General features: G+C 53.8%; 17 protein-coding genes. 7 read left to right on the forward strand and 10 right to left on the reverse strand.

What is annotated here, in order from left to right; genetic code table 11:
- Nucleotide 1: 1 nt before the first annotated feature.
- The 10 genes from ACFOUO_RS03550 to ACFOUO_RS03595 are packed head-to-tail and all read right to left on the reverse strand — an operon-like array spanning nucleotide 2 to nucleotide 7,794.
- Entirely contained in the window at nucleotides 2–1,210 is a 1,209-nt protein-coding gene (locus ACFOUO_RS03550; RefSeq protein ID WP_380703237.1) for a thiolase family protein, read from the reverse strand.
- Nucleotides 1,203–1,958 (reverse strand): 3-hydroxyacyl-CoA dehydrogenase family protein, encoded by a 756-nt coding sequence (locus tag ACFOUO_RS03555; RefSeq protein ID WP_380702213.1) that lies wholly within the window; start codon nucleotides 1,956–1,958, stop codon nucleotides 1,203–1,205. Before ACFOUO_RS03555 ends, ACFOUO_RS03550 begins: the two co-directional genes overlap by 8 nt.
- On the reverse strand, nucleotides 1,948–2,805 hold the full coding sequence (locus ACFOUO_RS03560) for a 3-hydroxyacyl-CoA dehydrogenase NAD-binding domain-containing protein (protein WP_380702215.1): 858 nt from the start codon (nucleotides 2,803–2,805) through the stop codon (nucleotides 1,948–1,950). The genes ACFOUO_RS03555 and ACFOUO_RS03560 overlap by 11 nt, the downstream gene beginning before the upstream one ends.
- A 2-nt stretch (nucleotides 2,806–2,807) precedes the next feature.
- A complete protein-coding gene (locus ACFOUO_RS03565; RefSeq protein WP_380702217.1) occupies nucleotides 2,808–3,119 on the reverse strand; it encodes an EthD family reductase in 312 nt (103 codons plus the stop codon).
- 37 nt (nucleotides 3,120–3,156) lie between these two features.
- Nucleotides 3,157–4,497: a phenylacetate--CoA ligase family protein gene (locus ACFOUO_RS03570; RefSeq protein ID WP_380702219.1), complete on the reverse strand. Its 1,341-nt coding sequence runs from the start codon at nucleotides 4,495–4,497 to the stop codon at nucleotides 3,157–3,159.
- A gap of 51 nt (nucleotides 4,498–4,548) precedes the next feature.
- Nucleotides 4,549–5,028 (reverse strand): 1,2-phenylacetyl-CoA epoxidase subunit PaaD, encoded by a 480-nt coding sequence (paaD, locus tag ACFOUO_RS03575; RefSeq protein ID WP_380702221.1) that lies wholly within the window; start codon nucleotides 5,026–5,028, stop codon nucleotides 4,549–4,551.
- 13 nt (nucleotides 5,029–5,041) lie between these two features.
- Nucleotides 5,042–5,839: a 1,2-phenylacetyl-CoA epoxidase subunit PaaC gene (gene paaC / locus ACFOUO_RS03580; protein WP_380702223.1), complete on the reverse strand. Its 798-nt coding sequence runs from the start codon at nucleotides 5,837–5,839 to the stop codon at nucleotides 5,042–5,044.
- A gap of 32 nt (nucleotides 5,840–5,871) precedes the next feature.
- Nucleotides 5,872–6,237 (reverse strand): phenylacetic acid degradation protein, encoded by a 366-nt coding sequence (locus ACFOUO_RS03585; RefSeq protein WP_380702225.1) that lies wholly within the window; start codon nucleotides 6,235–6,237, stop codon nucleotides 5,872–5,874.
- A gap of 20 nt (nucleotides 6,238–6,257) precedes the next feature.
- Nucleotides 6,258–7,205, reverse strand: coding sequence for a 1,2-phenylacetyl-CoA epoxidase subunit PaaA (gene paaA, locus ACFOUO_RS03590; RefSeq protein WP_380702227.1), 948 nt, complete (start codon nucleotides 7,203–7,205; stop codon nucleotides 6,258–6,260).
- On the reverse strand, nucleotides 7,183–7,794 hold the full coding sequence (locus ACFOUO_RS03595) for a TetR/AcrR family transcriptional regulator (RefSeq protein WP_380702229.1): 612 nt from the start codon (nucleotides 7,792–7,794) through the stop codon (nucleotides 7,183–7,185). Before ACFOUO_RS03595 ends, paaA begins: the two co-directional genes overlap by 23 nt.
- Before the next feature lie 204 nt (nucleotides 7,795–7,998).
- On the opposite strand from ACFOUO_RS03595, the gene ACFOUO_RS03600 reads away from it, so the two are divergent.
- The 7 genes from ACFOUO_RS03600 (at nucleotide 7,999) to ACFOUO_RS03630 (ending at nucleotide 15,248) form a co-directional block, all read left to right on the forward strand.
- On the forward strand, nucleotides 7,999–8,199 hold the full coding sequence (locus ACFOUO_RS03600; RefSeq protein WP_380702231.1) for a hypothetical protein: 201 nt from the start codon (nucleotides 7,999–8,001) through the stop codon (nucleotides 8,197–8,199).
- Nucleotides 8,200–8,423: 224 nt separating this feature from the next.
- Nucleotides 8,424–8,891: a protease complex subunit PrcB family protein gene (locus tag ACFOUO_RS03605; RefSeq protein ID WP_380702233.1), complete on the forward strand. Its 468-nt coding sequence runs from the start codon at nucleotides 8,424–8,426 to the stop codon at nucleotides 8,889–8,891.
- A 336-nt stretch (nucleotides 8,892–9,227) separates the two neighbouring features.
- Nucleotides 9,228–11,168, forward strand: a complete 1,941-nt coding sequence (locus ACFOUO_RS03610) for a B12-binding domain-containing radical SAM protein (protein ID WP_380702235.1) — start codon at nucleotides 9,228–9,230, stop codon at nucleotides 11,166–11,168.
- On the forward strand, nucleotides 11,165–12,130 hold the full coding sequence (locus ACFOUO_RS03615) for a multinuclear nonheme iron-dependent oxidase (protein WP_380702237.1): 966 nt from the start codon (nucleotides 11,165–11,167) through the stop codon (nucleotides 12,128–12,130). The genes ACFOUO_RS03610 and ACFOUO_RS03615 overlap by 4 nt, the downstream gene beginning before the upstream one ends.
- Nucleotides 12,115–12,930: a hypothetical protein gene (locus ACFOUO_RS03620; RefSeq protein ID WP_380702239.1), complete on the forward strand. Its 816-nt coding sequence runs from the start codon at nucleotides 12,115–12,117 to the stop codon at nucleotides 12,928–12,930. The genes ACFOUO_RS03615 and ACFOUO_RS03620 overlap by 16 nt, the downstream gene beginning before the upstream one ends.
- Nucleotides 12,927–14,189 (forward strand): tetratricopeptide repeat protein, encoded by a 1,263-nt coding sequence (locus ACFOUO_RS03625; RefSeq protein WP_380702241.1) that lies wholly within the window; start codon nucleotides 12,927–12,929, stop codon nucleotides 14,187–14,189. Before ACFOUO_RS03620 ends, ACFOUO_RS03625 begins: the two co-directional genes overlap by 4 nt.
- A gap of 21 nt (nucleotides 14,190–14,210) precedes the next feature.
- Nucleotides 14,211–15,248, forward strand: coding sequence for a M42 family metallopeptidase (locus ACFOUO_RS03630; protein WP_380702243.1), 1,038 nt, complete (start codon nucleotides 14,211–14,213; stop codon nucleotides 15,246–15,248).
- The last annotated feature ends 14 nt before the right edge of the window (nucleotides 15,249–15,262 follow it).

Genomic DNA, 15,262 nt, shown 5'->3' on the forward strand with positions numbered 1-15,262 from the left:
TTCACCGCTGCAGATTTTCCACCAGGGTGGCGATCCCCTGACCGACACCGATACACATGGCCGCTACCCCGTAACGACCGCCGCGTCGTTTCAATTCATGAACCAGCGTAGTCAGGATCCGTGCACCACTCGCCCCGAGAGGATGGCCAAGGGCGATCGCTCCACCATTGACGTTGACTTGTTCCGGGTTCAGCCCTAACTCCCGGATACAGGGAATCGCCTGGGCAGCAAAGGCCTCATTCAGCTCCACCAGATCCAAGTCCGCTGCCGTCCATCCGGTTCTAGCTAGCAGCTTACGGACAGCAAAGACGGGTCCGAGACCCATCAGGGCCGGATCGCAGCCTGCCACAGCGAAGGCGTGAATGCGGGCCAGCGGCTTCAGCCCCATCGGTTCCACCCGGTCTTTGTCTCCAAGCAACAAAGCCGCAGCTCCATCGTTGATCCCCGAGGAATTTCCGGGGGTGACTGTTCCCCCTTCCCGGAAGGCGGGAGGGAGGGAACGCAGTTTCTCTAAAGAGGTATCGGGTCGAGGATGCTCATCCCGGTCTACCACCAGGGGCTCCGTTCTCCGCCGGGGCACTTCAACAGGAACTGTTTCATCCGCGAAACGGCCTTCCTCCAGGGCCTTTCCCGCCCGACGCTGGCTCTCATAGGCAAAGGCGTCCTGCTCCTCCCGGGTGATGCCCATTCGTTCGGCTACGTTTTCCGCTGTCTCCCCCATGCTGTAGGGAGGGTGCATCGCTGCCAGCTTCGGGTTGACAAACCGCCACCCGAGCGTCGTGTCGACCAGTGTTTGATCGCCTCTGACCAAGCGATCCTCTGGCTTCATCATCACTAAGGGGGCTCGGGACATACTTTCCACCCCCCCAGCGATAAACAGATCCCCGCTCCCCATCAAGAGGGCAGCCGCGGCTTGGTTAACCGCCTCCAGTCCGGAACCGCAGAGGCGGTTGACTGTAACACCCGCCGTCCCGAGAGGCAATCCGGCAAGCAGTCCCGCCATACGGGCGACATTCCGGTTGTCTTCGCCAGCCTGATTGGCACAGCCGAGCAACACGTCTTCGATATGGTTAGGGTCTAGTTGTGAATTCCGGTCGAGGAGTCCTCGGATCGCGACCGCTGCCAGATCGTCAGGCCGCACACCGGAAAGCGCGCCCCGGTACCGTCCGATCGGCGTACGCAGAGCATCCACGATCACTGCCTCACGCATGGCCATCACCTGCTTTAACCGTCTCGTACCGATGGAATCCCTGCCCGGTCGATTCTCCCAGCCGCCCGGCATACACCATCCGGCGTAAGAAGGGGGCAGGACGGTATCGGTCATCCCCCAGTTCCTCCTGAAGGCCTTCCAGGATCGCGAGCACTTGGTCCACCCCGATCTGATCCGCCCACTCTAGGGGACCGAAGGGATGGTTGGTTCCTTTTTTCATCGCGGTATCGATATCCCGCCGGTCGGCACCCCCTTCCGTCAAGATCCAGGCCGCCTCGTTCACCATCAGGGCGAGGGTCCGGGGGAAGACGAGACCCGGCTCGTCGCCGAGGATTTCCACCCGCTTTCCCCACCGCTCCCATAGGCGAAGGTGGCGGTCCCAGCTAGCATCTTCTTCCGCCTGAAGGGGTCGACTCGCTTCCAGCACCTCCCCTTCCTCCAAAAGCAACGGTGAGAAGCCCACCAGCCGTTCTGGTCCCTTCAGCCCCGCAGCAATCCGAGTGGCCATGTAACGGAGTACAGAGGAAAAGATCGGCACGTTTTTAGCGACGAGGGCCTCCGCTTCCCGAAGGTCTTTCATCTTTTCCTCCAGGGGGCCACTCATCACATCGACAACGGCCGTCACCTCTGCCGATTCCCGATACGTCGCCGTTTCCAGAGGAAGGACGTGCACTCCTTTTCCTTCGAAGAAACGAACCGCCTCCACCATCAGGGGGCCTCGGCCGACCAGTAACACCTTATCCGTCATAAGCATAATGCCCCCTTCCCGTCTTGCGCCCCAGGTCGCCGCTTTCCACCAGCAATCGCTGATCCGGATGGGGGCGAAAGCGAGGATCGTGGAAAAACCCCTCGTATACGGAGACAGAGGCGGCATAGTTGATGTCCACCCCGATCAGATCCTGCAATTCAAAAGGACCCATCTTGTAGCCGGCTCCACGAAGGATCCGGTCCACCTGCTCCTTGTCCGCTAACCCTTCTCCAACGATGCGATAGGCTTCGCTGTGAAAATGGCGGGCTACCCGGTTGACGAGAAATCCCGGCGTATCTTTCACAAGAACCGGGTCCTTTCCGAGAGAGCAGATCCACTCCGCCGCCGTTTCCGCCACCTGGAGATCGGTACGGGCTCCCAACACCACTTCCACCAGGGGCATCACTGGAGCCGGATTGAAGAAATGAAGACCCAGAAGGCGCTCCGGACGCCGCAGGTTGGCGGCGACCGATGTCACCGACAGAGAGGAGGTATTGGTGGCTAGCACAGCCTCTGCGTCCACCCTTTCCTCCACCTTTGCAAACAACTCTTTTTTTACGTCCAGGCGTTCCACCACCGCCTCGATGACCCAGCAAGCAGAAGCGAGATCACGAAGATCGGTAACGGGCCGGATGCGCGCTAATATCTCTTCCTGCGCCTCTGGCGTAAGCTTCCCTTTTTCCACCCGGCGTCCGAGACGGGCACGGATCGACTCCATGCCCCTAGAAAGAAGCTCCTCTCCCAGGTCATACAGGAATACCTCGCAACCGGCGGCGGCTAGAAACTGGGCGATTCCCCCGCCCATGGTTCCCGCCCCCAGCACGGCACAGGGTTGCTTCCCAACCATATTCAGCCCTCCCGGATCACTTCTCCAATCATCATCGTGACCAGGGGCCCAGCGAATCCCATCAGGTCCTTGGCGGAGGCACGCCCTTCCGGAGATCCCATGGCAGCATCCAGAGCGGCACGGTCTTCGAAATACATGGCGGCCTCTAGGTAATACTTCGCTTCTCCCCCCATCGGCGCTCCTTCCATCCGAGTCACTTCCAGCTTCTTCAACCCCGGCATCTTCTCCGTTAAAGGTGTATGAACTCCTTCATAATGGCGGTCGAAGGATTCTTTGTTTTCCGGATGCTTATAAAGCGCAATCAGTTTTACCATGGTCAATGACCCCTTTTCCGTTGATTTAGTAATCGGTCTACCGGTTCACACCTGTCGACATGCCACCCCGCCGATCTAGGACGCGAGCCGCTTTGCCTTCACTGCGGGGGAGGCTGCGGGGTTCCAAGAAGCGTACCTCTGTTGTCACCCCCAGGGCATCCTTCAACAGGCTCTGCAGGTGGCTGTTCAGCCGGCCGTAATGCTCGGTGCCCGGGTCAAAGGTGCCGCCGACGGTCGCGGCAAACGCCTGGGACACTTCCACCTCTAGGGTCAAACAGTCCAGGGAACCTTCCCGGGTGACGACCAGCCGGTAGTGGGGAGAAAGCTCCATCAACCCCAGCACGACTGCTTCCATTTCCGACGGAAAAACATTCACCCCTCGGATGATCAACATGTCGTCAAGCCGCCCTTTAATACGGGACATCCGGGCATGGGTACGCCCACAACAACAAGGTTCCCGGGACAGGGACGCGATGTCGCCGGTTCGGTAGCGGAGAACGGGGAAAGCCTCTTTGGTGAGGGTGGTAAAGACCAGTTCCCCGTATTTCCCTTCGGGTAACATCTTCCCTGTCTCGGGATCAATCACCTGAGGCAAGAAATGATCTTCGGCGATGTGGAGACCGTCCTTTCCCTCCCAACACTCCATCGACACACCTGGACCGACCACTTCCGACAATCCATAGATATCGAGGGCTTTGATCCCCCATGTTTCCTCCAGGGTCCTCCGCATCGCTTCCGACCAAGGCTCCGCGCCAAAAATGCCGTATTCGACCGAGCTCCTCTTCGGATCCACTCCCTTCTCCTCCATGGCTTCGGCCAAACTGAGAATGAACGAGGGTGTTCCGGCGATCCCCCGGGGCTGGAAATCCTGAATGAGCATAACCTGGCGGGAACGGTTACCCCCGGACACGGGAACCGTTGTCGCTCCCAGACGTTCAGCTCCGTAATGCATACCCAGCCCGCCGGTGAATAATCCGTACCCGTATGCATTGTGGAAAACATCTCCCGGTCGGCCTCCTGCGATCACGATCGCCCGTGCACAGACCTCCGCCCACCGGTCGATGTCCCCCTTTGTGTAGCCGACTACCGTCGGTTTTCCCCGGGTCCCCGAGGATCCGTGAATGCGGGCCACTTCTTCCCGATTGACGGCAAAAAATCCAAAAGGGTACTGGTCCCGCAGGTCCGATTTGCGGGTAAAGGGCAGTTTTTCGAGGTCCGCCAGGCTTCGGATCGAGTCCGGCCGCAGGTTGAGGCCGTCTAGTTTTTCACGGTAGAAAGGAACCCGGTGCCAGACCCGTTCCACCGTCTCTCTCAGGCGCTCCAGCTGCAACTCCTCCAGCTTCTCTCGTGGGCACGTTTCCACATCCCGTTGAAACAAAAGAGCTCCCTCCCTTTGTCAGCCGGATCTCTCCTTCAGCATGTCGGCCCCTTAAACCGGCTTCATCCCCTCGAAGGGTTGGTTGCACTGTCGGCAGTAGAAGATGGACCGGCAAGCCGTGGGACCGAACAGGTTGTGAATGGCGCCCTCTCCCGCTCCGCAGTATGGACAGTCCGGAATGATGTCGAAGGGACCGGTAACCCGCTCCTTCGGCGGTGCGATCCCGAATCCTTCCAATTTGCGCCTTCCTTCCGGTGTAATCCGGTCACTGGTCCAGGGCGGATCCATGACAAAATCAACCACCACCCGCTCCACCCCATCCAACTGTCCCAGCCGTTTTTCCACTCCTCCCCGGATCATATCCAGGGCGGGACAGCCAACAAACGTCGGGGTTAACTCGACGTGCACCGTCCCCTTCTTCTGCTGCGCTCGTGTCACGATCCCCAGCTCCAAGATGCTGACCGTAGGAATCTCCGGATCCTTCACCTCTTGGAGCACTTCCCGCAATCGCGGGTCTACGGCATCCACCATCGGGAGTCCCCCCTTACCACCGGGCCGCCGGATCTGTGGCATAAACCTCTGACAGAGTGGCTAACAGCTCCTCCAGCTGCGGGGTGTGCTCTCCCAAACGCCCATCCTGGGCAGGGGCTGGGATCTCTCCAGGCCACACCAGCCCCGCCGTCGTAAAGGCTGGGCGCACCCGTTCCTCCCATCGACGCTGGAGCTCGGCGGAACCGCAAGCGATAATCCCTTCCCTAAGGAGAGTCTCTTCTCGCAATCCCAGGGAAAATAGATCCCCTAAACGGGGCCATAACTCTTGAGCCGCCCGGTTTAGCCTTTCTCTCGCCTCCCCTCCCGCCGTCCCCAGCCGTGTGAACCAAAGATGGAGATGAAGGTGGTGATAATGCTCTTCCCGGCGGATTTTGGCCACTCCACGAGCCAGCGGTTGATAGCTGGACTCTGCCAATGCTTCCAAGCGCACACCGTCGAAGGTATCATAGAAGAAATGGCGGGCGATGGTCCGGGCCCAGTCTCCGTTGTCCTCTTCCGTCAGAAGAGCGTTCTTTCGCTCTCTAGCCTTCCGACAGAAGGCTAGGGCATCAGCGCTGTCTCCCCCTTCCAGCTCAGCCAAGCGTTCATAGAAAAAAGCAGAATGCCCCACCTCATCCTGGGCAATCGAACTAAAGGCAACATCTTCTTCGATGTCCGGCGCCAGGCCGAGCCATTCCGAATCCCTGTGGCCGATACAAAGCTCATCATCTGCCAGCTGATACAGAAGGTCAGCCAGTGCTTTCCGGTATGCCGGGGAAATCGTAGAATCGGCTGTATCATGCACTTTCATCGGCGGTCACTCCAACTTTAGTGTAATCGCTTTCATTTCTTCGCCCCCGCGGATGTTCCGTGCAGGTCTTCGACGATCTCTTCCAATTTCAGAGCCCGCTCCCGGTACATTCGCCACAACCGCCCGTTTTCCGGGTAACCGCTTGGCTCCCGATATTTCCGATCCATCTCTCGAGCGAACCAGTCTGGATCGTCATAAGGCGTTGCGTATACATGCCCCCGCGGGACAACCCAAATGTTGACTCCCTGGTCCCGGCGCAGAAAATTTTCCCGTGCCGTCTGCAACGCCACGTCGGGAGAAGGAGCGACTACACTTCCCACGTGAACATGATAGTCCGCCTGGGTTTTCTGAACGAATACCTCAAATACGTCATACTCCTCCTGGATCCGCTTGTCCATCTTTCTCCCCTCCTTTCCTCTCAGACCGCCGGGGAGGGTTCCTCGGATCGAGAACACACCATCGCTTCCCGCACCCAGCGCTGCTCCTCGTGGGCAAACCGGCGCAGACCGATGCGTTCCATGGATTTGGGCCCTTTGTTTTCCTTGACGATGTCACCGAATCTCTCCCAGTCGGGTTGCGTCCAGATCCAGCATCCTTCCTTTTCTTCATAGCGCAGGTGTGGATCCGGGATGGTCAGGCCCAAGGATCGGATGCGGGGAATATACTTATGAAAAAATTGCTGGCGCAGCTCTTCATTGGTCTTAGACCGGATCCCGTAATCGATCATGCGCTGTGCGGAGGGCGTCACCTCCACCGGGCCGAAGAAGAAGAGCAGGGATTCCCACCAACGGTCCAGAGATTCTTGCAGCATACGGCGTTGTTCCTCTGTCCCCCCGGCCAAGGCGAGGATGATGTTCTCCCCGTGCTGCATGTGAAAACTTTCCTCGGCACAGATGCGCTTCAACACCCGGGCATAAGGTCCGTAAGAGGTATGAAGAAGTGCCGCCTGGTTGATGATCGCCGCTCCGTCTACCAGCCATCCGATCACACCGGCATCTGCCCAGGTGGGGGCTTCCATGTGGAACACATTGTGGAACTTAACACGGCCCTGGATTACATCGGTCACCAGATCTTCCCGCGTCTTGCCGAGAGGCGCCGCCAGGTCTTCCGCCACCCGAAGCAGGAGTTGACCGTGCCCCATCTCATCCTGCACCTTAGCCATGATGGCAAGTTTTCGTTTCAGGGTGGGAGCCCTGGGCACCCATTCTTTCTCTGGCAGCGCCCCCATGATTTCACTCACTCCGTGCATGTGAATCAGTTTCAGGACGAGCTTTCGGTACTCGTCGGGCATCCAATCCGTCGCCTCGATCTTTTCCCCCCGCTGGATCCGTTCTATAAACCTCCTATGGCGTTCTTCCTCCGTCACCACTGTCTCCCCCTTTCCCACTATCCAGTCCAGCAAGCAGAATCGCTGCAAACCGCTCGGCCACTTCTTCCGGTGATTGGGCACCCTGCGGGTTATACCACTGGTACAACCCATTCATGGCAGAGAGGATCAGCAGGCGGGCAAATTTTTCGTCTTCTAGATGGAAACTCCCCTTCTGCTCTCCCTCGTCCAATAGGCGTCCCCACAGGTCTTCGTATTCGTCGCGTTTCACCTGGATGCAGGCCCGCCGCTCTCTTGTAAGCGCTTTCCATTCGTGAAAAAAGACCGTCGCCGCCTCCAGATTATCGGCGATCACCCGCACATGAGCTACCATCGCCTGACGCAACTTGGTGACTGGATCCTCATCCCCGTCTACAATCGGGCGAAGAGACTTCAGAAACAAATCGGCTCCCCTGTCGGTAATCTCAAACAAAAGATCTTCCTTGGAATCGATGTGGGCGTAAAGGCTACCGGACAAAATGCCGCTGGCCTCCGAGATGTCCCGGATCGTCGTCCCGTGATATCCCTTGCTGCGAAAGAGTTGACTGGCTTTTTCGAGAATCTGTTCTTTCCGTCCGATCCTGGGCATTTCCCTCACCCTTTACCGCGCGCCCCTCAAAACAAGCGCTTGCTTGGGTTTAGGATATAAAAATCCCGTAACGTTGTCAATGATCAGATTATTAATCGATTACAGAAAAGAAAGCGTTGTCAATCGCCTGCCCCATCTGATATCGTAAAGGTACAGAGAACTTGTCACGAAATGTTCACATACTTAGAGGAAAGGGTGTCATCCATGCCCGGATCGCTAATTCTCTTTGGTGTTATCATCTACCTTCTATTTATGACCTTCATGATCATCGTCCTAGGACGTGCCGTTCTTACCGAACACCGTGATCAAGTCGCCCGAGAAGAAACAGTCCGATGGCAGATACGTACCACCAAAAAGAAATCGCTTACATCCAGACGACGGACTGCTCGTCAACCAGTTTCCTGAATAAAATAAGCCCCGAAAAAAGAAAAACATCCGGTCTCTTGCTTATAGGCGCTGAGGCCGGATGTTTTTGTGTGGATTGTTGATTTTATGTAAATATTTTCATTTATTTCATCTATTTTAACTATTCAGTTGTATGTAAATTTTACTTCTTATTCCATTTGCATGGACTTATTCTGCTTATTTGAATATAATTACCTTTGAATCCAACAATTGGAGTGATGTAAATGAAAGCCCTTCGATGGACCCTGTCATTTTTGGTCGCTGCAGTGATGGCTACGGGACTTCAAACGGAAGCCTTCGCGACTTCCGGCAAAGAAGCCGCCCCCGTTCCTCCAAAGGTTAATCCAGTGGATGGGCAGGTCGTTCCCTATCAAATCGAATCCCTGGATAATCTCCCTTCTGAGGTCAAAAGTGAAGTCAATCGATTCAAACAGAAACAAATCAGCGGATTTACTCCAGTCAAAATCGGCGGAAAAACCTATGTCATCCTCTCTCTCGGCCTTCGGCCCACAAGCGGTTACGACCTCGAGTTGCTTCAAGCCATCCGGCACGGTTCTTCGATCTTGATCTGGACCCGGGAGATTAGGCCTTCTGAGGATGAATTCGTCGCCCCTGTTCTGACGACCCCTGTGAAAGTCATCTCTTTCAAGGGACAAGGCCAATCGGATTTCTATTGGGTTTGGTCAGAGTAATCCTGCCCTTTGCCGCCGATGCGGCTTTTTTTGTTTGGAAATGCAGGAATTATTTTTATTGCTTTCCAACTATTTTGTATTGTAAGATGGAGAGGAAGAAAAAGAGAGGGGGTGTTAAATATGGAAGATATCATCAAGGAATTAGAAGTGGTAGAAGCGGAAGAGTTGAAAGTGGGCAATGCCTTCCACGCCTTCCGTTTCACTGGAGCCGTCTCTGAAGAAGATGCCGAGTAAAAAAAAGATAGCATTTGAACCTTTTTAAAAGAAGTACTGCACATCCTATGCTTTTGTAGGCCAAGCAGTGCTTCTTTTACCTTTCGTACAGAGGTGCTTTCCATGAGAAAAGAATTTTTGCTCGTGTTCCCACCGATTACCGAAGCGCGCCTCTTTCCTTATTTAAGCCTTCCGATGATTACGGCTTATTTACGAACACACGGTGTGGATATCCGACAAAGGGATTTTAATATCGAGTTGTGCCACCGTCTTTTCACAAAAGAAGCCCTCTTACGATACCTTGAGCTTTTTCCCTCCCCTCAAACCCTTCAGGAGCAATACCGGTGTGAAATGGCACGCTTCTTACTCAGCCACCAAAGCCGCCTTTCTCGGCATGTATTTGAAAAGGAGTGTGGTAGTAAGAAGGAGGCTCACAGGGATGTCCGTTTTGTCCGGCAGGGCATTGAACTCCTTTTGGAGGGCTCCCTGTTAAAAAGGGATTTCCTTTCCTTGGAGCAAATCGGGGAATTCGTGGAGCAATTCGACCAATTAGATCCTTCGGATATCGCGGCAAACTTGCAGTATACCCTCCTCCGTGACGCAATCGAGGTGGAGCGACCCAAAGTTTTTGCGCTTTCAGTCGCCTATTACAGTCAACTGATGCCGTCATTACTCCTCGCAAAGTGGGTAAAGAACCTCCTTCCGGATTGTCAGGTTTTCATGGGAGGACAGCAAATCATGCTGCGTTATGAATCCCTGGTTGAAATCCCCGGCTTCCGAAAATATGTCGATGGTCTCGGGATCGCTGCGGGGGAAGAAACCATGTTGAAACTATCCCACTACTTAAAAGGTAAAGTGACGAAGGAAGAAGTACCCGATGCGCTTTGGTTGGACAAGGATGGAGATTGCCGGGGACCGCGCTCCCGATTCCACCTCATGGATGCCCCTCCACCTGATTTTTCCGATTTGCCCTACCAAAACTATCTGATGGAAGAAGTCAATCTATCGATCATTACTTGCGTCGGCTGCTACTGGGGAAGGTGTGCTTTTTGTTCCTACGGCAACCGTTCCCGCCAAGAAAAGAATTATCAGCAAAAAACCCCCGTACAGATTGCGGATGAATGCCAATGGCTTGTTGATACCTATGGGGAAAAACGGATCAACTTCGTCGATGAAAATACCAACCTGCGCGTCGTCTTACGTGCCATGCGGATCCTCAACGAAAGGGGATATCAGATATCTTTCAGCACCCGAAACCGGTTTGAGGAGATCTTGCTGGATAAAGATTTCTGTCGTGAATTGCGTCAACGCGGGTGTGTGCTGATGTCGGTCGGATATGAAACGATATCCCAGCGACTGCTCGATTTACTGGACAAGGGCGTTCAGGCAAAACACTACCAAAAAATCATTGATAACCTTCATGAGGTGAACCTTCCCCTCCGTCTCTCCATTATGGGGGGAATCGCGGACGAAACCTTTGAAGAAGTGAAAGAATCCGAGGAGTTTCTCCTTCGAAACGCGGACAAGATCGGCATTGATGTCATGCAAATGCTCGTTGCAGAACCGAAAACCTATCTATCCCAACACCCGGAAAAATACCGGATCCAGCTAAAAGAGGGAGACGGACTCCGAGGGAACAAGTTATTGAATTACGGGATGGGGCGAATGGGCTTCGATTTCACTTATAGCGACGGAGATACCTTCGACCCGCGTCTACAACGCTTCATCCACATTTATGACCGAGTAAAACCTCTTAAAAACGATGAGCTCCCTCCAGAAAAGAGACGAAAAAAAGAAAGGAATGACGAGCTGGAACCACCCCTGGAATTACATCTCTATCCATGGGTGCGGGTATTAGAGGCTCCGGTGAAAAACCAAGAGGGCAACCATCGCTACCTGGCTGATCTCCTATGGCAGAACGTAGTCCGCTTAGCCCCGTTCATGGAGGTGGAAGGATCAGTTTTAAAAGTGGCTGATTCCCAGGATGGAAGGGTAAGCCAATTGCTTGTTCAATTGGCGGAGAAAGGGTTCGGAAAACGTCCCAAAAAGGAGGTTGGAGTATGAGTGTGGTATCGGTGATCCGGTTTCCGGATGTAAAAGAAAAATTGGGCCTCGGGATGGGAATGGACCTTCCCTGGGGCGGGGATATCGGATTTATGCGTGACGGCTCACGGGGAGATACCATCACCCCTAAAATGCACAGCTTCTTCTCCAAATACAGAGAGGAATTCACCTATCTCTTTTTAGCTTTTCAACCAAAAAACCGGAATGTCCTACGAGCGGAGGAATATTTCCAGGCTTATGACTCGCTCTTCAAAGAGGTACCCCATCTCAAGTGCCGGGCTTTTCACCAGACGATTTTAAACATGGGCAGTATGGAAACTTATGAGAAGGACGAAATCATTCGCTTCACGAACCAATTGATCGATCGATACGAATTTAAATGGATCGTGGAAGATTTGGGCTTATGGTCTATCGGCGGAAAAACCGTCCCATTCCCTCTTCCCCCCTATATGACCCAGGAAGGGTTGGAAGCTTGTATCCAAAATATCCGGGAATATCAAGATCGGTTGAACGCTCCTTTGTGTGTTGAGTTCCCTGGTTTTACCGAGGGAACAAATTTCTACATCGGTGAGATGGATGCCTTCGACTACTTCACAACTCTGGCGAAGGAGACAAACTCTCCAGTAACCATCGATATCGGTCATATTCTGAGCTACCAGTGGTTGATGGGCAACACCGGTGAACATATGTACAAAGGCCTGGAACGCCTGCCATTGGATCATTGCTTTGAAATGCATCTATCCGGATGTCAGATTATACGAGGAAAGTTCCGGGATCTTCATCACGGAATCCTGCTCGATGAACAAATCGATCTATTGGAATTTCTGTTACCCCGCTGTCCCAACTTAAAGGCGGTCACCTATGAAGATCCTAAATATACGGAAGAAGGGATTTTGATTCCCAAATCACAAAAAAACTATGTCCGGATGAAGGAGATGGTGAACGAATGGGCATCCATGTAACCCGCTCTTCCCTTTCATTGAACCAAGCCTTATACCGTTTGTTGTACCATCGTACATACAGGCAGGCCTTTTTGGATGCGCGCCATGAGGAATTGCAACTGTCCATCGAGGATCTAAAGCACCTGCGGACCGTGGACAAAGAAGAGTTGATCGCCACCTCCAAGACGATTGCTCGAAATCTCCTGGCGGGGAATTTGGAACACAGCGGTGGGCTTCGTGTTTCCTATCCAGGTGTTTTTCAGGAACTCCAGCGGTTAAAGGTCGATCTGACAGAGCTGATGTATTCCTTCATGGAGTCACCCCCTTTCAATCACTATGCAGAAGTTCCCTTTGCAGGCCGGGGGATCTGTATTGAGGAAGCTTTTTATTCTTACTTGATCGGAGAACGCTTTTTTATCGAAGCATCACCCAACAACGCCTTGCTCCTGACTCATGAATTTTTGACAGCCCTGCTATCCATCCTGGTCATTAACAAAGATCCTGCTTTTCGAATCGATACCGATAAAATTCAACACAACGGGTGTGTCTTCTACGCCGTGCAAACCTATCCCAAAGAAATCGCCAAAGCTTTGGCCAAACGTCCTCTAGAAGAATTTGAGGGTGCGGAGGTTTGTTGGTTGTATGCGGCTGCCTCAAACCGGCTCCTTACCGGCCCTGTGACCCCTGTGATCGTTGAAATGCTCCAGTCAGGTTCTGAATCTGAGGCCAAACGTGAGTGGAACGACCACCCCCGTTTTCATGCCGACGAGTTGCAATCGTCCCTGCGCCGACTCCGGGAAGCGGGTTTGATTGCCCCATGAACCGGGAAGCCGCCATTTTCGAAGAGCATGGCGAAGTTCTCGCTCATTGGTTCAGTCAAAAGGTGAAAGAGCAGACCTTGATCTATTTTGACCGGCACCTGGACCTCAAGAAAATCTCGGAAGAGGGCTTAAAACAGCTGGAAGAGAATGCCCACGACCCTGAGCGATTGGCTCAGCTCAATCGCGACCTTCCCTTTCGTGACGATGACCGCTTTGTTTACGGACTGGATAGTTTTTTGTACGCAGCAGCCCATCTATCCATGTTTTACCGGGTGATCTGGGTGTATCCAGAGCCCAAACCTGTGGAGTTAACCGCTTTAGCCCGGATGATGTGGTCGCTCTTATCCCTGATACCCGGTCACGGACAAGAGGTAATCCAGTCATTTACCCTTGGGGCGCACTCCGTCCGGACCGTCATCGCGGGGATGACCTTGGAAGTGACCACTTTGAGAAGGTTGCCGTTTCTCGATTTGCCGGATTTCCCTTGTTTAGACTTAGATTTGGACTATTTCTATCAGGAGGGCGATCGCTTGACCCATCGCGTGGAGGAAGTGGTGGATACCCTCTCTTCCCGTGGATGGCGGGAAATCGATCCGACGCTGACTTACTCCATCGCAAGCGGTTTCTTACCCTCCTCTTACCGATGGCTGGGAAATGCGGTGGCGGAAGAAATGGGGTGTTCGTTGAAAAGCCGAAGCCACCGCACGGAAAATCCTCCGGCGAAAAATTCGTTGCACCAGTTGTTCTCACACGGGAAAATCGATCAAATCCTGCTGGACAAGCTATTTCAGGAGGAGCTACGTGTTCTGGGCGGGCCCGGATGGTCCCTTCGGTCTCTTTTGGCGGTACAGGCAAACGACCTCCAAGAGGCCCAACGGTGTTATCAGAAGGCTAGAGAAAACAAGGATCAGGCTTCCTGGCCGGCCTATACCCTAGGGTTAACTTATTTAAAACAGGGGGATTACCAGACCGCTGCCGATTGGTTTGAACGATCCGAAGGCAAAAGGGTGGACACCATCCAGGTACACAGCTTATGCCTTCGATCCCTCTGTGAGAGCCGTCTAGGCCATTACGAGAAGAGCCTTTTCCTTGCAAAACAGTGTATCTCCCTGGTACCCATGCGTCGGGAACCCTATACCGTGGGATTATTCTCGGCGACCCAGCTTGGGGCAAAGGAAGACTTGGAGCAAATCCGGGAATACGTCGCCGATCTAAAACGGTTGGGGTTTTTATTTGGAGAGAAAGAAAGGGTGGTCTGAGTGGGAGGCCTGCAACAACGAATGGATCATGCATTAAAAGCGTTGGTCGACTTACCGGGCCCAGCCGGGCGGGAACAAGCAGTACGACAGTGGCTGCGGGAACGCTGGGAAGGACAAGTTCAAGAATGCCGGGAAGACCGCGTCGGCAATTTGATATGCAAGGTCGGGGGACAAGGACCCAAACTTCTGATCCAAGCCCATATGGATGAAATCGGGTTTATTGTACGCCACATCTCCTCTTCGGGCTTTCTATTCCTTGACCCTGTACAAGAAGCCCACCGGTCCTCTCCGCTCCATTTGTATATGATGGGGCAAACCGCCCAGGTTATCGGCCGAAAAGGCGTGGTGGCTACGGGTGTCTTTGCTGCCCCCAGTGGGCATGTCCTCACCTCCGCCCATGTGGAAAGACCCTTGGATTATAACGGTTTTTTTGTCGATCTCGGCGTCGATAGCAGGGAAGAAGCCGAAGAGAAAGGGGTGGACATCGGCGCGGGAGTGATTTGGCACCGTCCCGTCACGAAAATGGGGACGCGCTATGTAGGGAAAGCACTGGACGACCGGGTTGGCCTCCTTGTAATGGATCTGTTGCTGGATCAACTCCATCGAAACTCCTTGAATTATGAGGTGTGGTTTGGAGCCACGGTCCAGGAAGAGAATAAAGCACACGGTGCCTATGCCTTGGGCCAGTCTATGGAGTTCGATTTGGCGATTCCTTTGGATATCGGTCTGGTTGGGGATATCCCCACCGTCAACGAACAGAATTACCCCACCCGATTGGGGGCAGGGCCCACCCTTGTTTACAAAGACGGAGCCATCCATTACCACGAAGATCTGCTCTGGAAGCTGGAGAAAGCGGCCCAAAAATATACGATTCCCTACCAAAAAGGGGTCTACCAAAACTACGGTTCGGATGGAATCGCTTTTTATGACCGGGGGATTCCTGCCGCGTTGATCGGCATCCCCACGCGTTATACCCATACGGCATTTGAAATGGTGGATCAACGAGATATCAAAGCAACGGTCGATCTATTGCAAGCTTTTATCGGGGATGCTCATTGACTTCTTTTGAACAA

This window comes from Salinithrix halophila (assembly GCF_042650125.1).
Taxonomy (GTDB): domain Bacteria; phylum Bacillota; class Bacilli; order Thermoactinomycetales; family DSM-45169; genus Salinithrix; species Salinithrix halophila.

Coding starts and splice junctions, on each gene's coding strand:
- ACFOUO_RS03605 (WP_380702233.1), top strand. CDS start 8,424: ATGAAAGCCCTTCGATGGACCCTGTCATTTTTGGTCGCTGCAGTGATG.
- ACFOUO_RS03560 (WP_380702215.1), bottom strand. CDS start 2,805: ATGGTTGGGAAGCAACCCTGTGCCGTGCTGGGGGCGGGAACCATGGGC.
- paaC (WP_380702223.1), bottom strand. CDS start 5,839: ATGAAAGTGCATGATACAGCCGATTCTACGATTTCCCCGGCATACCGG.
- ACFOUO_RS03585 (WP_380702225.1), bottom strand. CDS start 6,237: ATGGACAAGCGGATCCAGGAGGAGTATGACGTATTTGAGGTATTCGTT.
- ACFOUO_RS03555 (WP_380702213.1), bottom strand. CDS start 1,958: ATGACGGATAAGGTGTTACTGGTCGGCCGAGGCCCCCTGATGGTGGAG.
- ACFOUO_RS03625 (WP_380702241.1), top strand. CDS start 12,927: ATGAACCGGGAAGCCGCCATTTTCGAAGAGCATGGCGAAGTTCTCGCT.
- paaD (WP_380702221.1), bottom strand. CDS start 5,028: ATGGTGGATGCCGTAGACCCGCGATTGCGGGAAGTGCTCCAAGAGGTG.
- ACFOUO_RS03550 (WP_380703237.1), bottom strand. CDS start 1,210: ATGCGTGAGGCAGTGATCGTGGATGCTCTGCGTACGCCGATCGGACGG.
- ACFOUO_RS03595 (WP_380702229.1), bottom strand. CDS start 7,794: ATGCCCAGGATCGGACGGAAAGAACAGATTCTCGAAAAAGCCAGTCAA.
- ACFOUO_RS03610 (WP_380702235.1), top strand. CDS start 9,228: ATGAGAAAAGAATTTTTGCTCGTGTTCCCACCGATTACCGAAGCGCGC.
- ACFOUO_RS03615 (WP_380702237.1), top strand. CDS start 11,165: ATGAGTGTGGTATCGGTGATCCGGTTTCCGGATGTAAAAGAAAAATTG.
- ACFOUO_RS03565 (WP_380702217.1), bottom strand. CDS start 3,119: ATGGTAAAACTGATTGCGCTTTATAAGCATCCGGAAAACAAAGAATCC.
- ACFOUO_RS03620 (WP_380702239.1), top strand. CDS start 12,115: ATGGGCATCCATGTAACCCGCTCTTCCCTTTCATTGAACCAAGCCTTA.
- ACFOUO_RS03630 (WP_380702243.1), top strand. CDS start 14,211: ATGGATCATGCATTAAAAGCGTTGGTCGACTTACCGGGCCCAGCCGGG.
- ACFOUO_RS03600 (WP_380702231.1), top strand. CDS start 7,999: ATGCCCGGATCGCTAATTCTCTTTGGTGTTATCATCTACCTTCTATTT.